This is a genomic window from Kosakonia quasisacchari (genome assembly GCF_004331415.1).
In the GTDB taxonomy this organism is placed as follows: domain Bacteria; phylum Pseudomonadota; class Gammaproteobacteria; order Enterobacterales; family Enterobacteriaceae; genus Kosakonia; species Kosakonia quasisacchari.
On the sequence record NZ_SJOP01000009.1, the window covers coordinates 59947 to 76087 of the forward strand.

Genomic DNA, 16141 nt, shown 5'->3' on the forward strand with positions numbered 1-16141 from the left:
GGCCTTTTTTTATCTTACGGTTTGCGGGCAACCAACACCGCGCGTATCGGGGCCGGATAGCCTTCAACGGTTTTACTGTTATCAGCCGGGTTAAGAAAATCGGCCAGTGATTCCGTGACCATCCACGACGTGCGACGTTGCTCGTCGGTACTGGTAACGCTTATATCCGCAATGCGGACATCGACAAAACCACACTTCTCAAGCCAGTTTTTCAGCGCCAGCGCAGAAGGGATGAAATAGACGTTTCGCATTTGCGCGTAGCGGTCACCGGGCACCAGCACGGTATTTTCGTCACCTTCCACCACCAGCGTTTCCAGCACCAGTTCACCCTCTTTTACCAGTTGATCTTTCAACTGCCAAAGATGTTCAAGTGGTGAGCGGCGGTGATAAAGCACGCCCATAGAAAACACGGTGTCGAAAGCGTTCAGCGCCGGAAGTTGCTCAATGCCGAGCGGCAAGAGATGGGCACGCCGATCGTCACCCAACAACTTACGCACGGCTTCAAACTGGCATAAGAACAATTGCGTCGGATCGATACCAACGGCAAGCTGCGCACCCGCACCGACCATGCGCCACAAGTGGTAACCGCTGCCGCAACCGACATCTAAAATTGTGCGACCTTTTAGATCGGAAAGGTGCGGCAGGACGCGCTCCCATTTCCAGTCCGAACGCCATTCGGTGTCGATATCAATGCCATACAACGAAAACGGCCCTTTGCGCCACGGCATCAGGTTACGCAGCAACGTTTCCATACCTTTAAGCTGCCCGGCGCTGAGTGGCTCGGCACTTTGCGCGCTGACACTGTGCAGCAGATCCAGCTTGGTGGGCGTGATGGTGGGCAAAAATTCTACGGCGTTGTTCCACTGCTTAAACTGCCCGTGCAACGCTTCACGCTGCCAGGCGGAGAGTTGAGCGGGTAATGTTTCCAGCCAGTGTGCAAGCGTACCGGTGGCGATTTGCTGATAAAAACGACCGAACTCAATCATGCATCAACCGCCTTTAGTGCAACCAGTGAACCAAAATTAAAGCACTGGAACCACAGTTCGCTGTGCTCAAACCCGGCAGTGCGCAGGCGTGTTTTATGCGCTTCAACAGAATCGGTCAGCATGACGTTTTCCAGCATGCTGCGTTTCTGGCTGATCTCCAGTTCGCTGTAACCGTTAGCGCGTTTAAAATCGTGGTGCATATTGAACAGCAGTTCGCCGACAGTACGGTCTTCAAAACTGAATTTTTCCGATAACACTAACGCACCGCCAGGATTCAGCCCCTGGTAAACCTTCTGCAGCAATTTCAGGCGGTCGTCCGGTTCAAGGAATTGCAGGGTGAAGTTGAGCACCACCATCGAGGCGTTTTCGATGTGAATATCGCGAATATCGCCTTCAATCACTTCGACGGGCGTTGGTGCTTTATAGGCATCGATATGACGACGGCAGCGCTCTACCATGGCGGGCGAGTTGTCGACGGCGATAATTTTGCAATCAGCGTGATGAATGTTACGACGCACTGAGAGCGTGGCGGCGCCCAGTGAGCAACCGAGATCATAGACCTGCGTCGCAGGCTGGACAAAGCGCTCCGCCAGCATGCCGATCATTGAGATAATATTGGAGTAACCCGGTACGGAACGCTGGATCATGTCCGGGAAGACTTCGGCTACCCGTTCGTCAAAAGTCCAGTCGCCCAGGCTGGCGATAGGCGCAGAAAAAAGCGTGTCGCGGTGAGACATAGTGTAAATATCCGGGAAAACAAAGGGGCGTATTGTGCGCTAATGCAGGGAGAAAACCAACTCCCAGGGCATGTACCACAGATTTGCCAGCACCATCAGCAGCAGTGAGCAAAAGGTTGCGCCCATGCCGGAACGACGCCAGCGGATCAAACGGTGGTGAAAGCCGTAATAATGCATCAGGCGACCCACGATCAGCAGCAGCCCGCAAACGTGCACTAACCAGGTTTGTGCACCGTCCATCTCCATAAAAAGAAGCAGAATAAGGGCGATGGGAATGTACTCGACCGCATTGCCGTGAATGCGTATCGCGCTTTGCAGTTCGCTAAACCCACCGTCGCCATAGCTCACACGGTATTGCGTGCGCAGGCGGATAACGTCAAAAGAAAATTTTATCAGTAACAAAGCACCCAGCACGGCGTAAAGCGCGCTAACCATACTAACTCCCTTTAAGGCTCTGGTGACCGCTTAACAATGATAGGTGGTTCGTTCAGAAAAGAGAAGATTGCAGCGGAAGAGAAGGGGCGTCGCCAACGCCTGGCGCAGCGGCTTGCAAACCCTGCCACAGCGTTTCCACCAGTTCCGGTGCCTGGGCGATATCCGGCGTATGCAAAAATAAATAGGGCGTGATGGTCTGTTCCCACAACGGGAGTTTTTTCAGCCATACGGCAAACAGCTGGCGATTCTGTTCCATATTGTCGCTGCCGATAAAACGCACCATTGGATGGTTGGCGGTTACCAGCGCATGCACCGGTACTTTCGGCTTTTTGCGCTGCGCTTCAATGATCGCTTCACTATGAGGAACAGCGCTATGCACCGGTCGGCTATCAAGGATCACCCGGTTTACGCCGCGCGCATGTAAGCCCTGATTGAGCGCTTTTTCCTCTTCGCCTTTAGCGAAAAAACTCGGGTGGCGTACTTCAACCCCATAAGTGAAACCTACAGGCAGCGCGTCCAGAAATGACCACAGAGCGGGTAAGTCGCGCGGGCCAAAGGTTGCAGGAAGCTGTAACCAATACTGGCCTATCCGGTTGGCGAGCGGCGACATCCGCGCAAAAAATTCATCAGTAAGATCGCGACAGTTACGCAACGATGCCTGGTGCGAAATGGTGGCGGGAAATTTAAAGCAGAAGCGGAAATCATCCGTGGTTTGTTCGTACCAGCGCGCCACGATCTCGGCTTTCGGTAGGGCGTAGAGCGTGGTATTGCCTTCGACACAATTAAAGTGCCGGGCGTATTCTTCGAGGCTGGTAATACCAAGGCGCACCCATTTCGGGTGCGACCATTGCGGCAGGCCGACATAAATCATAACGCGTTAAGGATCTCGTCCGTGCTGCGAACACGGCTAATGCGCGGGAAGATATGCGACAGGCTGCTCTGATGCTGTTCGCTGCTGCCTGCGCTGCAGGCGTCTTCTGCAATCACCAGTGAAAAACCTAATTCCCAGGCGTTGCGCGCGGTAGACTCGACGCCGATATTGGTGGAAATACCACAAAGCACGATGGTATCGATGCCCCGGCGGCGCAGTTGCAACTCAAGATCGGTGCCGTAAAAGGCGCCCCACTGGCGTTTGGTCACTTCGATATCGCTCTCTTTTTTGCCCAGAGCCTGCGGGTAAACCCACCAGTTTTCTGGCAGCGCATGTCCGCCTGTTGCAGCGTCAACCGGCTGTTTCAGCGCTTCGGCAAAATCCGCCGACCAGCCAACGCGCACCAATACAACCGGCGCACCGTTGGCGCGAAATTTTTCTGCAAGCTTGGCGGCGCGTTGAACAACGTCCTGCGCTGTGTGCGGGCCACCGGCAAAAGGCAGGATGCCTTCTTGTAAATCGATTACCACCAGTGCGGTTTTCTCAGCATTGAGCTCCAGCATAATAACTCCTGAAAAATGAATGACGTCGGCGGATACCTTACGCGTTATGTTGGTGCGGACGGTGTACAAATTTTGTTAAATTTTGTGAGAATGCGCAATAAGCGCGCAGCAAACGCGCGTACAGTCGGTCGCGGGCTTATCGTCAGTCAGAATTTCCAGTATAATAGCCCCCTTTTTTCATCCAGTTGTGTCATACGAAAATAGCTGCCACCAGAGTGCCTGCCGCCGCAGGCGGCGGGTCGCGCGCAGCTAATTAAGGGATATCTCATGCGTACAGTATATTGCGGGCAGCTCAATCAGTCCCATGTGGGACAGCAAGTAACGCTTTGTGGGTGGGTCAACCGTCGTCGTGACCTCGGTAGCCTTATCTTTATTGATATGCGCGATCGTGAAGGTATCGTGCAGGTGTTTTTCGACCCGGACCATCAGGATGCGTTCCAGCTCGCCTCTGAACTGCGTAATGAGTTCTGCATTCAGATTACCGGTACCGTACGTGCGCGCGATGGCAAAAACATCAACAAAGATATGGCAACCGGTGAAGTGGAAGTGTTCGCCACTGAGCTGAATATTATCAACCGCTCTGACGTGCTGCCGCTGGACTCCAACCACGTCAACACTGAAGAAGCGCGTCTGAAATATCGCTACCTTGACTTACGCCGCCCGGAAATGGCTCAGCGCCTGAAAACCCGCGCGAAGATCACCAGCTTCGTGCGTCGCTTTATGGATGACCACGGTTTCCTCGATATTGAAACGCCAATGCTGACCAAAGCGACGCCAGAAGGCGCGCGCGACTATCTCGTGCCTTCGCGTGTACATAAAGGCAAATTCTACGCACTGCCGCAATCTCCGCAGCTGTTCAAACAGCTGCTGATGATGTCCGGTTTCGACCGTTACTACCAGATTGTCAAATGCTTCCGCGACGAAGACTTGCGTGCTGACCGCCAGCCGGAATTCACCCAGATCGATGTGGAAACCTCCTTTATGACCGCGCCGCAGGTGCGTGAAGTGATGGAAGCGCTGGTACGCGAGCTGTGGCAGGAAATTCGTGGTGTTGATCTGGGCGACTTCCCGATCATGACTTTCGCCGAAGCCGAGCGCCGTTATGGTTCCGATAAACCAGACCTGCGTAACCCAATGGAGCTGGTGGACGTGGCCGACTTGCTGAAAGCGGTCGAGTTTAAAGTGTTCTCTGGCCCGGCAAACGACCCGAAAGGCCGCGTTGCTGCGCTGCGTGTGCCAGGTGGCGCACAACTTAGCCGTAAACAGATTGACGACTACGGCAAATTCATCGAAATCTACGGGGCGAAAGGCCTTGCTTACATTAAGGTCAACGAAGCGGCAAAAGGACTGGAGGGGATCACCAGCCCGGTTGCGAAATTCCTGAACGCTGAAATTGTTAGCGCCATCCTTGAACGCACTGGCGCACAAGATGGCGACATGATTTTCTTCGGCGCAGACCACAAAAAAGTGGTTGCCGATGCGTTGGGTGCGCTGCGTCTGAAACTGGGTAAAGACCTGAATCTGACCGACGAAGCCAAATGGGCGCCGCTGTGGGTGATTGACTTCCCGATGTTTGAAGATGACGGCGAAGGCGGTCTGACCGCGATGCATCATCCGTTCACCTCGCCGAAAGATATGACCGCAGCTGAGCTGAAAGCTGCGCCAGAAGAGGCCGTCGCGAATGCTTACGATATGGTTATCAATGGCTATGAAGTGGGCGGCGGTTCTGTGCGTATCCATAGCGGTGAAATGCAGCAAACAGTATTCGGCATTCTGGGCATCAATGAGCAGGAACAGCGCGAGAAGTTCGGCTTCCTGCTGGACGCGCTGAAGTACGGTACGCCGCCGCACGCAGGCCTCGCGTTTGGTCTGGATCGTCTGACCATGCTGCTGACCGGCACCGATAATATCCGTGACGTGATTGCGTTCCCGAAAACCACGGCTGCGGCCTGTCTGTTGACGGAAGCGCCAAGCTTCGCCAACCCGGCGTCGCTGGCTGAACTGGGTATTTCTGTCGTCAAAAAAGAGACGCCGGAGAATAAATAAGATGGCTTTTAAGCACCCGGTTTCCGTGCTGGTGGTGATTTACGCCGAGGACACGAAACGGGTGCTGATGTTGCAGCGACGCGACGATCCTGATTTCTGGCAGTCGGTGACCGGCAGTCTTGAAGCAGGAGAGGTAGCGTCGCAAGCCGCCATGCGTGAAGTAAAGGAAGAGGTCGAGATCGATATTGCTTTCGAGCAACTGACCTTAATCGACTGTCAGCGCACGGTGGAGTTTGAAATATTTAGTCATTTACGTCATCGCTATGCGCCGGGCGTTACGCACAATACCGAATCCTGGTTTTGTCTTGCGCTGCCCCATGAACGGCAGATTGTTTTTACTGAACATCTGGCGTACCGCTGGCTTGATGCGCCCGCAGCGGCGGCATTAACCAAGTCATGGAGCAACCGGCAGGCGATTGAAGAATTTGTTATTAACGCCGACTAATTTCCCTGGAATTTCAATTCTCAGGAAGGTGGCAATCCCCGGCGTCGCCAGCAGCTTACTGTGGTAAGGAGCGGGCGCGAACGGGAGCAGCCAACGCGCCTGAGGGCTGAAAGCCGCCGGGAAAAGGCTTTATTGGAGAGTTTTTTATGGCAGGTCATAGTAAATGGGCCAACACCAAACACCGCAAAGCGGCACAGGATGCTAAACGCGGTAAGATTTTTACCAAAATCATCCGTGAACTGGTAACGGCTGCTCGTCTGGGCGGTGGTGATATCGGTTCTAACCCGCGTCTGCGTGCGGCGGTTGATAAAGCGCTGTCTAACAACATGACCCGCGACACCTTAAACCGTGCAATCGCGCGTGGTGTGGGTGGTGATGATGACGCGAACATGGAAACCATCATTTATGAAGGTTATGGTCCTGGCGGCACGGCGGTGATGGTGGAGTGTCTGAGTGACAATCGCAACCGTACCGTGGCGGAAGTGCGTCATGCTTTCAGCAAATGCGGTGGTAACCTCGGTACCGACGGTTCTGTCGCGTATCTGTTCAGCAAAAAAGGGGTTATCTCCTTCGACGCTGGCGACGAAGACACCATTATGGAAGCAGCGCTGGAAGCCGGTGCTGAAGACGTAGTGACGTTTGATGATGGCGCAATCGACGTTTACACCGCGTGGGAAGAGATGGGTGCGGTGCGTGACGCACTGGAAGCCGCGGGTCTGAAAGCGGACAACGCTGAAGTCGCCATGATCCCGTCGACCAAAGCCGATATGGATGCAGAAACTGCGCCGAAACTGCTGCGTCTGATCGATATGCTGGAAGATTGCGACGATGTGCAGGAGGTTTACCACAATGGTGAGATCTCTGATGAGGTTGCGGCGACACTCTAATGTCGCTGATTAACTCGCCTGTAACCGGAGACGCATAATGGCGATCATTCTCGGTATCGATCCGGGTTCGCGCGTCACCGGTTATGGCGTGATCCGCCAGACGGGGCGGCAACTGACTTATCTGGGCAGTGGCTGTATCCGTACCAAAGTGGATGATTTGCCGTCGCGTCTGAAGCTGATTTATGCGGGCGTGACGGAGATCATTACCCAGTTCCAGCCGGATTTTTTCGCTATCGAACAAGTCTTTATGGCGAAAAACGCCGATTCGGCACTCAAGCTGGGACAGGCACGCGGTGTGGCGATTGTTGCCGCCGTGAATCAGGATTTACCGGTGTTTGAATATGCCGCACGGCAGGTAAAACAGACGGTGGTTGGCATTGGGAGCGCGGAAAAAAGCCAGGTGCAGCATATGGTGCGCACGTTGCTGAAACTGCCCGCCAACCCGCAGGCGGATGCTGCAGATGCGCTGGCTATCGCCATTACGCATTGCCATGTCAGCCAAAATGCTTTGCAGGTGAGCAGCACAAGGCTCAATCTGGCTCGCGGACGATTACGCTAAAAAGCGCCGGTTTACCGGCGCTTTTTTTATAGCAGCGAACTTATCTTGCGCGCGTCCTCGTCGGTTGATGGGTTATAGACCACCATTGTCAGGTCCGGTTGCCCTTCCACCGAAAAACTCGAGAACTCCAGCGACAACCTACCGACAGCGCCATGCAGCAGGATCTTGGTGCCTTCTTCCATTACGTCTATATCATTATTCTGCCAGAGTTCGGCGAACTCAGCAGAAGCCGCGCTGAGCTCTTCGACCAGCGGACGAATTTCAATCGACGCACCCGCGCGGGTTGCGTCTGCGCGAAATGCGGCAACCAGAAAGCGGGCGAGCGAATGCCAGTCTACCTGCGCGGCGCGTGCCTGAGGATTAAGAAAAATGCGCCGCAGAATATTACGTTCATGTGCGGGCTGACTGGGGTAATCGGATAACACCACCGTAGCGGCTTTGTTCCAGGCGAGCACATCCCATGTTGCATTGCGGATCATCGCCGGGCTCAGGTGCATACAGTCCAGCACCTTTTGCAGCCTTTCCGTCACTGTCCCCCTGGACATGGAAAGCATGCCCGGTGCGCGGCCTAATGCCAGATGAAAAATGTGTTCGCGTTCGCGCTCGGAAAGACGTAGCGCCTGACAAATGCGTTCCAGCACTTCTGCTGAAGGCGTACCTCCTCGCCCTTGCTCAAGCCAGGTGTACCAGGTGGCGCTAATACAGGCCAGATGCGCCACCTCTTCACGACGCAGCCCTGGCGTTCGTCGCCGCGCGGTATGAAAACCCAGCGCCACAGGATCAAGTTGCGCCCGGCGCGATTTCAGGTAACTGCCCAGATCTTTAGGCTGAGTAACGCTCTGCATCCTGTTAGTCCTTATACCCCGATAAAGTCACTACTTTTCACTACCACGGATATTTATAAGGATAACGGCGCGAGTCAACATCAGGAGGCACACGCATGCATGTTTTTCTAACGGGCGCGACCGGTTGGGTCGGCGCAAAAGTGGCGGCAGAACTGATTGCTGCCGGGCACCAGGTGAGTGGCCTGGCAAGAAATGCGGACAAAGCACAAGCGTTGCTGGCCGCAGGGGGGCAGGTCATTGCCGGAACGCTGGACGATCATTCCGTTTTGTTTGACGCGGCTTCGTGTGCGGATGCGGTGATCCATACCGCCTTTAATCACGACTTTTCCCGTTTTGCGGAAAATTGCGAACAGGACAGGCGCGCCATTGAAGTCATGGGGGAAGCGCTACTCGGTAGCGAACGCCCGTTACTGGTGACCTCGGGGCTGGCAAGGTTGGTTCAAGGGCGGGCAGCAACTGAAAAGGATAAACCTGTTAGCGACCCGAATTACCTGCGCCGTTCCGAATTTGCGGCACAGGATCTGGTCGAAAAAGGTGTCCGGACTGCCAGCGTGCGCTTGGCACCAACGGTTCATGGGGTAGGTGATCACGGTTTTATCCCGATGTTGATCGCGCTGGCGAAGAAAACCGGTGTATCAGCCTGGCCGGGTGAGGGCAATAATCGCTGGGCGGCGGTGCACCGCCTGGATGCCGCGAAGGTCTACCGGCTGGCACTGGAAAGTGGCGTAACGGAAACGGTGTACCATGCGGTAGCGGAGGAGGGGATTCCCATGCGGGAAATTGCTATCGCCATTGGCAATATGCTGGGCCTGCCCGCTGAATCACGTGATGCAGAACATTTTGGCTGGTTTGCCACCTTTGCCGCCGCGGATATGTCGGCGACCAGCGAGCGAACCCGTGACGTTTTAGGTTGGCAGCCTGCGCAATGCGATTTGCTGACCGATCTTGCGGATGCGGCCTATTACGCGAATTCCTGAACCACGCTCGCGTTTTCCTGTATATTCGGCTGGATATCTATCCAGCCTTTTTTTATGATACGGCATTACACTTTCAGCCGTTAACGCAGGAGCGTCACGTGATAGGCAGACTCAGAGGCATCATTGTAGAAAAACAACCCCCATTGGTTCTGCTGGAAGTAGGGGGCGTAGGATATGAAGTCCATATGCCTATGACCTGCTTTTACGAGCTCCCGGACGCTGGAAAAGAGGCGGTTGTTTTTACACAATTTGTGGTACGCGAAGATGCTCAGCTGTTGTACGGCTTTAATAACAAGCAGGAACGGACGCTGTTTCGTGAGCTCATCAAAACCAATGGCGTTGGGCCAAAGCTGGCGCTGGCGATTCTGTCCGGCATGTCGGCGCAGCAGTTTGTCAACGCGGTTGAACGTGAAGATCCTGCAGCGCTGATCAAATTACCTGGCATCGGGAAGAAAACCGCCGAGCGTTTGATTGTCGAGATGAAAGATCGCTTTAAAGGCTTACACGGCGATCTCTTCACTCCGGCCGCCGATTTAGTACTGGCCTCTCCGGCAAGCCCGGCGACGGATGATGCGGAACAAGAAGCCGTTGCTGCGCTGGTGGCGTTGGGCTATAAACCTCAGGAAGCCAGCCGGATGATAAGTAAGATTGTGCGTCCGGATGCCAACAGTGAAACCCTGATCCGTGAAGCGCTGCGCGCGGCATTGTGAGGTAGAGGATGATTGAAGCAGACCGTCTGGTCACGCCCGCCAGCACCAATATAGAAGAAGTCGCAGACCGCGCTATTCGGCCAAAAATGCTCGACGAATATATCGGTCAGCCGCAGGTGCGCTCGCAGATGGAGATCTTTATCCAGGCGGCAAAACTGCGTGGTGACGCGCTGGACCATCTGCTTATCTTTGGCCCACCGGGCTTAGGTAAAACGACGCTGGCGAATATCGTGGCAAACGAGATGGGTGTCAATTTGCGCACTACCTCAGGGCCAGTGCTGGAAAAAGCGGGCGATCTTGCCGCGATGCTCACTAACCTTGAGCCGCATGATGTGTTGTTTATCGATGAAATTCACCGCCTCTCGCCGGTTGTCGAAGAGGTGCTTTATCCAGCGATGGAAGATTACCAACTGGATATCATGATTGGTGAAGGGCCAGCCGCACGCTCTATCAAAATCGATTTACCGCCGTTTACTTTGATTGGTGCGACAACACGCGCGGGTTCACTGACCTCGCCGCTGCGCGATCGTTTCGGTATTGTGCAGCGTCTTGAGTTCTATCAGGTTGCGGATTTACAGCACATTGTGGGACGCAGCGCGCGTTATATGGGGCTGGAGATGAGCGACGAGGGTGCGCTGGAAGTAGCGCGCCGCGCACGCGGTACGCCGCGTATCGCAAATCGTCTATTGCGGCGTGTGCGTGATTTCGCCGAGGTGAAGTATGACGGCGATATCACCGCTGATATAGCGGCCCAGGCACTGGACATGCTGAATGTCGATGCCGAAGGATTCGACTATATGGATCGTAAACTGCTGCTGGCGGTTATCGATAAATTCTTCGGCGGCCCGGTCGGGCTGGACAACCTGGCAGCAGCCATTGGCGAAGAGCGCGAAACGATTGAGGATGTGCTAGAGCCGTATCTTATCCAGCAGGGCTTTTTGCAGCGCACGCCGCGCGGTCGGATGGCGACGGTAAGGGCGTGGAACCACTTCGGTATTACGCCACCGCAAATGCCATAACGCGAAAGGCCGGAGAGCATTTGCTTCCGGCCTTTCGCGTTAGCTGGCGGGTTTCTTCATCATGCTGAAGATAAACAGCAGCGCCGCGCACAACACCACGGATGGGCCAGCGGGCGTGTCATAAAAGGCCGAAAATGTCAGTCCGCCAGTCACGGCGATCATCCCGATACCGACCGCGATGCCCGCCATTTGCTCCGGTGTACGAGCGAAGCGTCGCGCCGTCGCGGCAGGAATAATCAGCAGTGAGGTGATGATCAGGGCACCCACGAATTTCATGGCAACGCCAATGGTTAATGCGGTAATCAGCATCAGCAGCAGCTTCACTCGTTGAAGCTTAACGCCGTCAACAAATGCCAGCTCGGGGCTAATGGTCATAGACAGCAGATTGCGCCATTGCCAGAACAACATCCCCAGCACCACAACAACGCCCAGGGCGATCGCCACCAAGTCGCCTGGCGTCACTGCCAGTAAGTCCCCGAACAAATAGGCCATTAAATCGACACGGATATTTGACATCAGGCTGACAACAACCAGACCAAGCGATAGTGCGCTGTGCGCCATGATTCCCAGCAGAGTATCAATTGCCAGATGTGGCCGTTTTTCCAGCCACACCAGTCCGGCGGCCAGCAGCAACGTAACGGCGATCACTGCATAAAATGGGTTTACATCCAGCAATAATCCGAAAGCGACACCCAACAGAGAAGCATGCGCGAGCGTATCGCCGAAATATGACATTCTCCGCCAGACGACAAATGAACCCAACGGGCCCGCCGCACAGGCGAGCATAACCCCGGCAAGCCAGCCGGGCAGTAACAATTCAATCATGAGTGTCCATTACCCTGACGCAGCACAATGCGGCCTTGTAAATCGTGGCGGTGGTTGTGATTGTGGCGATAAATTCCCAACTGTTCTGCACCACGCTGGCCGAACATGGAGATAAATTCCGGGTGCATCGAAACCACTTCCGGCGTTCCGGAACAACAAATATGGTGATTCAGGCAGAGCACTTCATCAGTCTTTGCCATAACCAGATGCAGATCGTGAGACACCATCAGTACAGCGCAGTCCAGCTCTTTACGCAGCTGGTCTATCAGGTTGTACAGCGCCACTTGCCCATTGACATCAACGCCCTGGGTTGGCTCATCAAGAACCAGCAATTGCGGGCGATTAAGCAGAGCTCGCGCCAATAATACGCGCTGGGTTTCGCCACCAGACAGTTTTTGCATTGGCGCATCGACCAGATGTGCAGCCTGCACACGTTTCAGCGCGGGAACAATATCGTCCTTACTTGTGCCCGGCCGGAGACGCATAAAACGGCCAACGGTGAGTGGCAAGGTAGCGTCAAGGTGTAACTTCTGCGGCACATATCCAATGTGCAGCGTTTTGTCACGCTTGATCAACCCGGAGTCGGGTGCTACCAGCCCAAGCACAACGCGCACCAGCGTTGATTTGCCCGCGCCATTAGGGCCCAGCAGGGTTAAAATTTTACCGGCGCGTAAATTCAGCGAAATATCAGACAGGACGCGCCGTTGGCCGAATGCGACGGTGACATTTTCGAGCGTTACAAGATTCGTCATAGCATTTATGGGGTTGCACAAGTTGTCGAATGTTATAATATCACACTCCACTTATTCATTACGATTAATAGTCGCATTATGTTACATAAAAATACTCTTCTTTGCGCAGCGTTATCCGCTGCGCTTCTCGGTGGGGTAGCACAAACGGCTAACGCCGCAGTTGTAACGTCATTAAAGCCGCTGGGGTTTATCGCGTCAGCAATCGCCGATGGGGTGACGTCCACGGAAGTATTACTGCCGGACGGCGCATCAGAGCATGATTATTCCCTGCGTCCGTCGGATGTAAAACGCTTACAGAACGCGGACTTAGTATTTTGGGTCGGGCCTGAAATGGAAGCTTTTATGGTGCGTTCCGCGCAGCAAATCCCGGCGAAAAAATTAGTGACGATGGCGGAACTGGATGGCGTGAAAACGCTACTCATGAAGGGGTCGGAAGAAGATGAGCACGACCATGATGACAGACATCATCATGATGAAAAAAGTGACGAGCATCACCATCACGGTGAATACAACATGCATCTGTGGCTCTCCCCAGAAATTGCGCGGCTGTCGGCGGTTGCAATCCACGATAAATTAGTGGAAGTTATGCCGCAAAGTCGAGCCAAGCTGGACGCCAACCTGCAAGCATTTGAGGCATCATTAGCCCAGTCCGATAAACAGGTCGGTAACGAGCTGGCACCGCTGAAAGGGAAAGGGTATTTCGTTTTTCATGACGCCTACGGCTACTTTGAAAAACACTACGGACTGACTCCGCTGGGTCACTTTACCGTCAACCCCGAAATTCAGCCTGGTGCGCAGCGTTTACATGAAATCAGAACACAGTTGGTTGAGCAAAAAGCAACCTGCGTTTTTGCTGAGCCACAGTTCAGGCCAGCGGTCGTAGAAGCTGTTGCCAGGGGGACATCCGTTCGAATGGGAACGTTGGATCCGCTCGGTATCGGCATCAAGTTAGGCAAAAAGAGCTATCCGCAGTTCCTTGCCCAACTTTCACATCAGTATGCGAGCTGCCTGAAAGGAGAATAACGAGGAAGTGAATACGTGCAACAGATAGCCCGCTCTGTCGCCCTGGCATTTAATAATCTGCCCCGACCCCACCGCGTTATGCTGGGGTCGCTTACAGTTCTCACTCTCACGGTCGCCGTATGGCGCCCGTACGTTTACCACCCCCAATCCGAATCCGTTACACCCATTGTTAAAGCGATCGAGCTGCCGAAGAGTGAAATTCGTTCATTGCTGCCGGAAGCCAGCGAACCTATTGACCAAACTGCCTCGGATGACGATGTTGATGACATTCCGCAGGATGAACTTGACGAGAAAACAGCCAGTGAAGCCGGCGTACATGAATATGTGGTATCCACAGGCGATACGCTGAGCAGCATTCTTAACCAGTACGGTATTGATATGGGTGATATCAGCCAGCTTGCCGCTGCGGATAAAGAACTGCGTAACCTGAAAATCGGCCAGCAGATCTCCTGGACTCTCACCGCAGATGGCGATTTGCAGCGTTTGACCTGGGAAATGTCCCGCCGCGAGACCCGCACTTATGACCGCATTGATGGCGGCTTCAAAATGAGTAGCGAAACGCAGCAGGGCGATTGGGTAAACTCGGTGATGAAAGGGACTGTCGGTGGGAGTTTTGTTTCCAGCGCGCGCGACGCCGGGTTAACCAGCGCTGAAGTCAGCGCGGTGATTAAAGCTATGCAGTGGCAGATGGATTTTCGCAAGCTGAAAAAAGGCGATGAATTCTCCGTTCTGATGTCGCGCGAAATGCTGGAAGGCAAGCAAGAGCAAAGCCAGTTGCTTGGTGTGCGTCTGCGTTCCGACGGTAAAGATTATTATGCAATCCGCGCGGAAGACGGTAAATTTTACGATCGCAACGGTACAGGCCTGGCAAAAGGGTTTTTGCGTTTCCCGACATCCAAGCAGTTCCGCGTCTCTTCGAATTTTGACCCCCGCCGTCTGAACCCAGTCACCGGTCGGGTTGCACCGCACAAAGGTGTTGATTTCGCGTTGCCACAAGGGACGCCTGTGCTTGCAGTCGGTGATGGCGAAGTAGTCGTGGCGAAACGCAGCGGGGCCGCAGGCAACTATGTCGCTATTCGTCACGGACGCACGTATACCACGCGTTATATGCACCTGCGCAAGCTGTTGGTAAAACCGGGGCAGAAAGTGAAACGTGGTGATCGTATTGCACTCTCCGGTAATACCGGGCGTTCTACCGGGCCGCATCTGCACTACGAAGTGTGGATCAACCAGCAAGCGGTTAACCCGTTAACGGCGAAACTACCGAGAACCGAAGGATTAAGCGGTTCGGATCGCAAGGATTATCTGGCACAGGTTAAAGAAGTTTTACCCCAGTTAAAAGTCGACTGATTCGTTTAACAAATGTGCGTCCGAAGCCGATGTCTTAACCGCATCGGTTTTTTCTTTTGTGCGATGGATGGCGCCTCGCTACACTATCCCATTACTTTATGTGAACTGATTTCTCGCCTGCGGAAGATGCATGGAAACGAAAAAAAATACCGCTGAATATATTCCCGTGTTTGAAAAAGAATTTCGCTACCCGCGTTACTGGGGCGCGTGGCTTGGAGTGCTGGCTTTTGCTGGCGTAGCGCTGATCCCGCCGTCGGTGCGCGATCCTTTACTCGGTAAACTTGGGCGTCTGGTCGGAAAGTTTGGCAAAAGCGCGCGTCGCCGTGCGCAGATCAATCTCTACTACTGCTTCCCTGAAAAAAGCGATGCGGAAAGAGAGGCCATTATTGATGAGATGTTTGCCACTGCGCCACAAGCTATGGTTCTGATGGCGGAACTGGCGCTACGTGGCCCGGAAAAAGTCATGCCGCGTGTGGAATGGCAGGGGCAAGAAATTATTGATGAAATGCGCCGCAACGAAGAGAAGGTTATTTTCCTTGTTCCGCACGGGTGGGGCATTGATATCCCGGCGATGTTAATGGCATCACAAGGGCGAAACATAGCAGCGATGTTTCATAATCAGGGCAACAAAGTATTCGATTATGTATGGAATACCGTGCGATGTCGTTTTGGCGGGCGTTTACATGCGCGTAATGATGGCATCAAGCCTTTTATCCAGTCGATACGTCAGGGTTACTGGGGTTACTACCTGCCGGACCAGGATCACGGAGCGGAGCAAAGCGAGTTTGTTGATTTCTTTGCAACCTATAAAGCAACCCTGCCTGCTATTGGCCGGCTGATGAAAGTGTGTCGCGCGCGCGTGGTGCCGATGTTCCCAATTTATGATGCGAAAACACACCGGCTGATTATTCAGGTGCGTCCCCCGATGGACGACCTGCTCACCGCCGATGACAATACGATTGCCCGCCGTATGAACGAAGAAGTTGAAAAATTTGTTGGTCCGCATCCTGAGCAATACACCTGGATCCTCAAATTGCTAAAAACGCGGAAACCGGGTGAGACCGAGCCTTACAGGCGCAAAGATTTATTCGTGAAAAAGTAGCCTATAAAA

General features: G+C 54.0%; 18 protein-coding genes. 10 read left to right on the forward strand and 8 right to left on the reverse strand.

Annotated elements, in window-relative coordinates:
- Positions 1 to 14: 14 nt before the first annotated feature.
- From cmoB to E0L21_RS11405, 5 genes are read right to left on the reverse strand one after another with little or no spacing between them, the layout of a single operon-like run.
- On the reverse strand, positions 15 to 986 hold the full coding sequence (cmoB, locus tag E0L21_RS11385; protein WP_131409540.1) for a tRNA 5-methoxyuridine(34)/uridine 5-oxyacetic acid(34) synthase CmoB: 972 nt from the start codon (positions 984 to 986) through the stop codon (positions 15 to 17).
- On the reverse strand, positions 983 to 1723 hold the full coding sequence (gene cmoA, locus E0L21_RS11390; RefSeq protein WP_131409542.1) for a carboxy-S-adenosyl-L-methionine synthase CmoA: 741 nt from the start codon (positions 1721 to 1723) through the stop codon (positions 983 to 985). Before cmoA ends, cmoB begins: the two co-directional genes overlap by 4 nt.
- Before the next feature lie 39 nt (positions 1724 to 1762).
- A complete protein-coding gene (locus tag E0L21_RS11395; RefSeq protein WP_131409544.1) occupies positions 1763 to 2158 on the reverse strand; it encodes an MAPEG family protein in 396 nt (131 codons plus the stop codon).
- A 52-nt stretch (positions 2159 to 2210) separates the two neighbouring features.
- Positions 2211 to 3029 carry a DUF72 domain-containing protein gene (locus E0L21_RS11400; RefSeq protein WP_131409546.1) on the reverse strand — a complete coding sequence of 273 codons (819 nt, stop codon included), beginning with the start codon at positions 3027 to 3029 and terminating at the stop codon, positions 2211 to 2213.
- Complete coding sequence (locus tag E0L21_RS11405; RefSeq protein ID WP_131409548.1) at positions 3026 to 3592, reverse strand: hydrolase; 567 nt, start codon at positions 3590 to 3592, stop codon at positions 3026 to 3028. The genes E0L21_RS11400 and E0L21_RS11405 overlap by 4 nt, the downstream gene beginning before the upstream one ends.
- A 267-nt stretch (positions 3593 to 3859) precedes the next feature.
- Between E0L21_RS11405 and aspS the strand changes: the two genes are divergently transcribed.
- The 4 genes from aspS to ruvC all read left to right on the forward strand — a co-directional run bounded on the left by aspS (position 3860) and on the right by ruvC (position 7529).
- Entirely contained in the window at positions 3860 to 5638 is a 1779-nt protein-coding gene (gene aspS / locus E0L21_RS11410) for an aspartate--tRNA ligase (protein ID WP_131409550.1), read from the forward strand.
- Position 5639: 1 nt separating this feature from the next.
- Positions 5640 to 6083 carry a dihydroneopterin triphosphate diphosphatase gene (nudB, locus tag E0L21_RS11415; protein ID WP_017456927.1) on the forward strand — a complete coding sequence of 148 codons (444 nt, stop codon included), beginning with the start codon at positions 5640 to 5642 and terminating at the stop codon, positions 6081 to 6083.
- A 146-nt stretch (positions 6084 to 6229) separates the two neighbouring features.
- Positions 6230 to 6970, forward strand: a complete 741-nt coding sequence (locus E0L21_RS11420; protein WP_131409552.1) for a YebC/PmpR family DNA-binding transcriptional regulator — start codon at positions 6230 to 6232, stop codon at positions 6968 to 6970.
- A 37-nt stretch (positions 6971 to 7007) separates the two neighbouring features.
- Complete coding sequence (gene ruvC / locus E0L21_RS11425; protein ID WP_020454125.1) at positions 7008 to 7529, forward strand: crossover junction endodeoxyribonuclease RuvC; 522 nt, start codon at positions 7008 to 7010, stop codon at positions 7527 to 7529.
- Positions 7530 to 7555: 26 nt separating this feature from the next.
- Here ruvC and E0L21_RS11430 read toward each other — a convergent pair whose 3' ends face one another.
- The gene (locus E0L21_RS11430; protein WP_131409554.1) at positions 7556 to 8374 is read right to left on the reverse strand and encodes a helix-turn-helix transcriptional regulator; all 819 of its coding nucleotides are present in this window, start codon (positions 8372 to 8374) and stop codon (positions 7556 to 7558) included.
- Positions 8375 to 8469: 95 nt separating this feature from the next.
- On the opposite strand from E0L21_RS11430, the gene E0L21_RS11435 reads away from it, so the two are divergent.
- The 3 genes from E0L21_RS11435 to ruvB all read left to right on the forward strand — a co-directional run bounded on the left by E0L21_RS11435 (position 8470) and on the right by ruvB (position 11080).
- Positions 8470 to 9351 (forward strand): SDR family oxidoreductase, encoded by an 882-nt coding sequence (locus tag E0L21_RS11435; RefSeq protein ID WP_131409556.1) that lies wholly within the window; start codon positions 8470 to 8472, stop codon positions 9349 to 9351.
- Positions 9352 to 9449: 98 nt separating this feature from the next.
- A complete protein-coding gene (gene ruvA / locus E0L21_RS11440; protein ID WP_131409558.1) occupies positions 9450 to 10061 on the forward strand; it encodes a Holliday junction branch migration protein RuvA in 612 nt (203 codons plus the stop codon).
- An 8-nt stretch (positions 10062 to 10069) separates the two neighbouring features.
- Positions 10070 to 11080 (forward strand): Holliday junction branch migration DNA helicase RuvB, encoded by a 1011-nt coding sequence (ruvB, locus tag E0L21_RS11445; protein ID WP_131409560.1) that lies wholly within the window; start codon positions 10070 to 10072, stop codon positions 11078 to 11080.
- Positions 11081 to 11119: 39 nt separating this feature from the next.
- On the opposite strand, the gene znuB is transcribed toward ruvB, so the two are convergent.
- Entirely contained in the window at positions 11120 to 11905 is a 786-nt protein-coding gene (gene znuB, locus E0L21_RS11450; RefSeq protein WP_131409562.1) for a zinc ABC transporter permease subunit ZnuB, read from the reverse strand.
- Positions 11902 to 12657 (reverse strand): zinc ABC transporter ATP-binding protein ZnuC, encoded by a 756-nt coding sequence (znuC, locus tag E0L21_RS11455; protein WP_131409564.1) that lies wholly within the window; start codon positions 12655 to 12657, stop codon positions 11902 to 11904. Before znuC ends, znuB begins: the two co-directional genes overlap by 4 nt.
- Before the next feature lie 78 nt (positions 12658 to 12735).
- Between znuC and znuA the strand changes: the two genes are divergently transcribed.
- From znuA to lpxM, 3 genes are all read left to right on the forward strand, one after another.
- On the forward strand, positions 12736 to 13680 hold the full coding sequence (gene znuA, locus E0L21_RS11460; protein ID WP_131409792.1) for a zinc ABC transporter substrate-binding protein ZnuA: 945 nt from the start codon (positions 12736 to 12738) through the stop codon (positions 13678 to 13680).
- A gap of 15 nt (positions 13681 to 13695) precedes the next feature.
- Entirely contained in the window at positions 13696 to 15030 is a 1335-nt protein-coding gene (gene mepM / locus E0L21_RS11465) for a murein DD-endopeptidase MepM (protein ID WP_131409566.1), read from the forward strand.
- A 130-nt stretch (positions 15031 to 15160) separates the two neighbouring features.
- On the forward strand, positions 15161 to 16132 hold the full coding sequence (lpxM, locus tag E0L21_RS11470; protein ID WP_131409568.1) for a lauroyl-Kdo(2)-lipid IV(A) myristoyltransferase: 972 nt from the start codon (positions 15161 to 15163) through the stop codon (positions 16130 to 16132).
- Positions 16133 to 16141 lie beyond the last annotated feature (9 nt).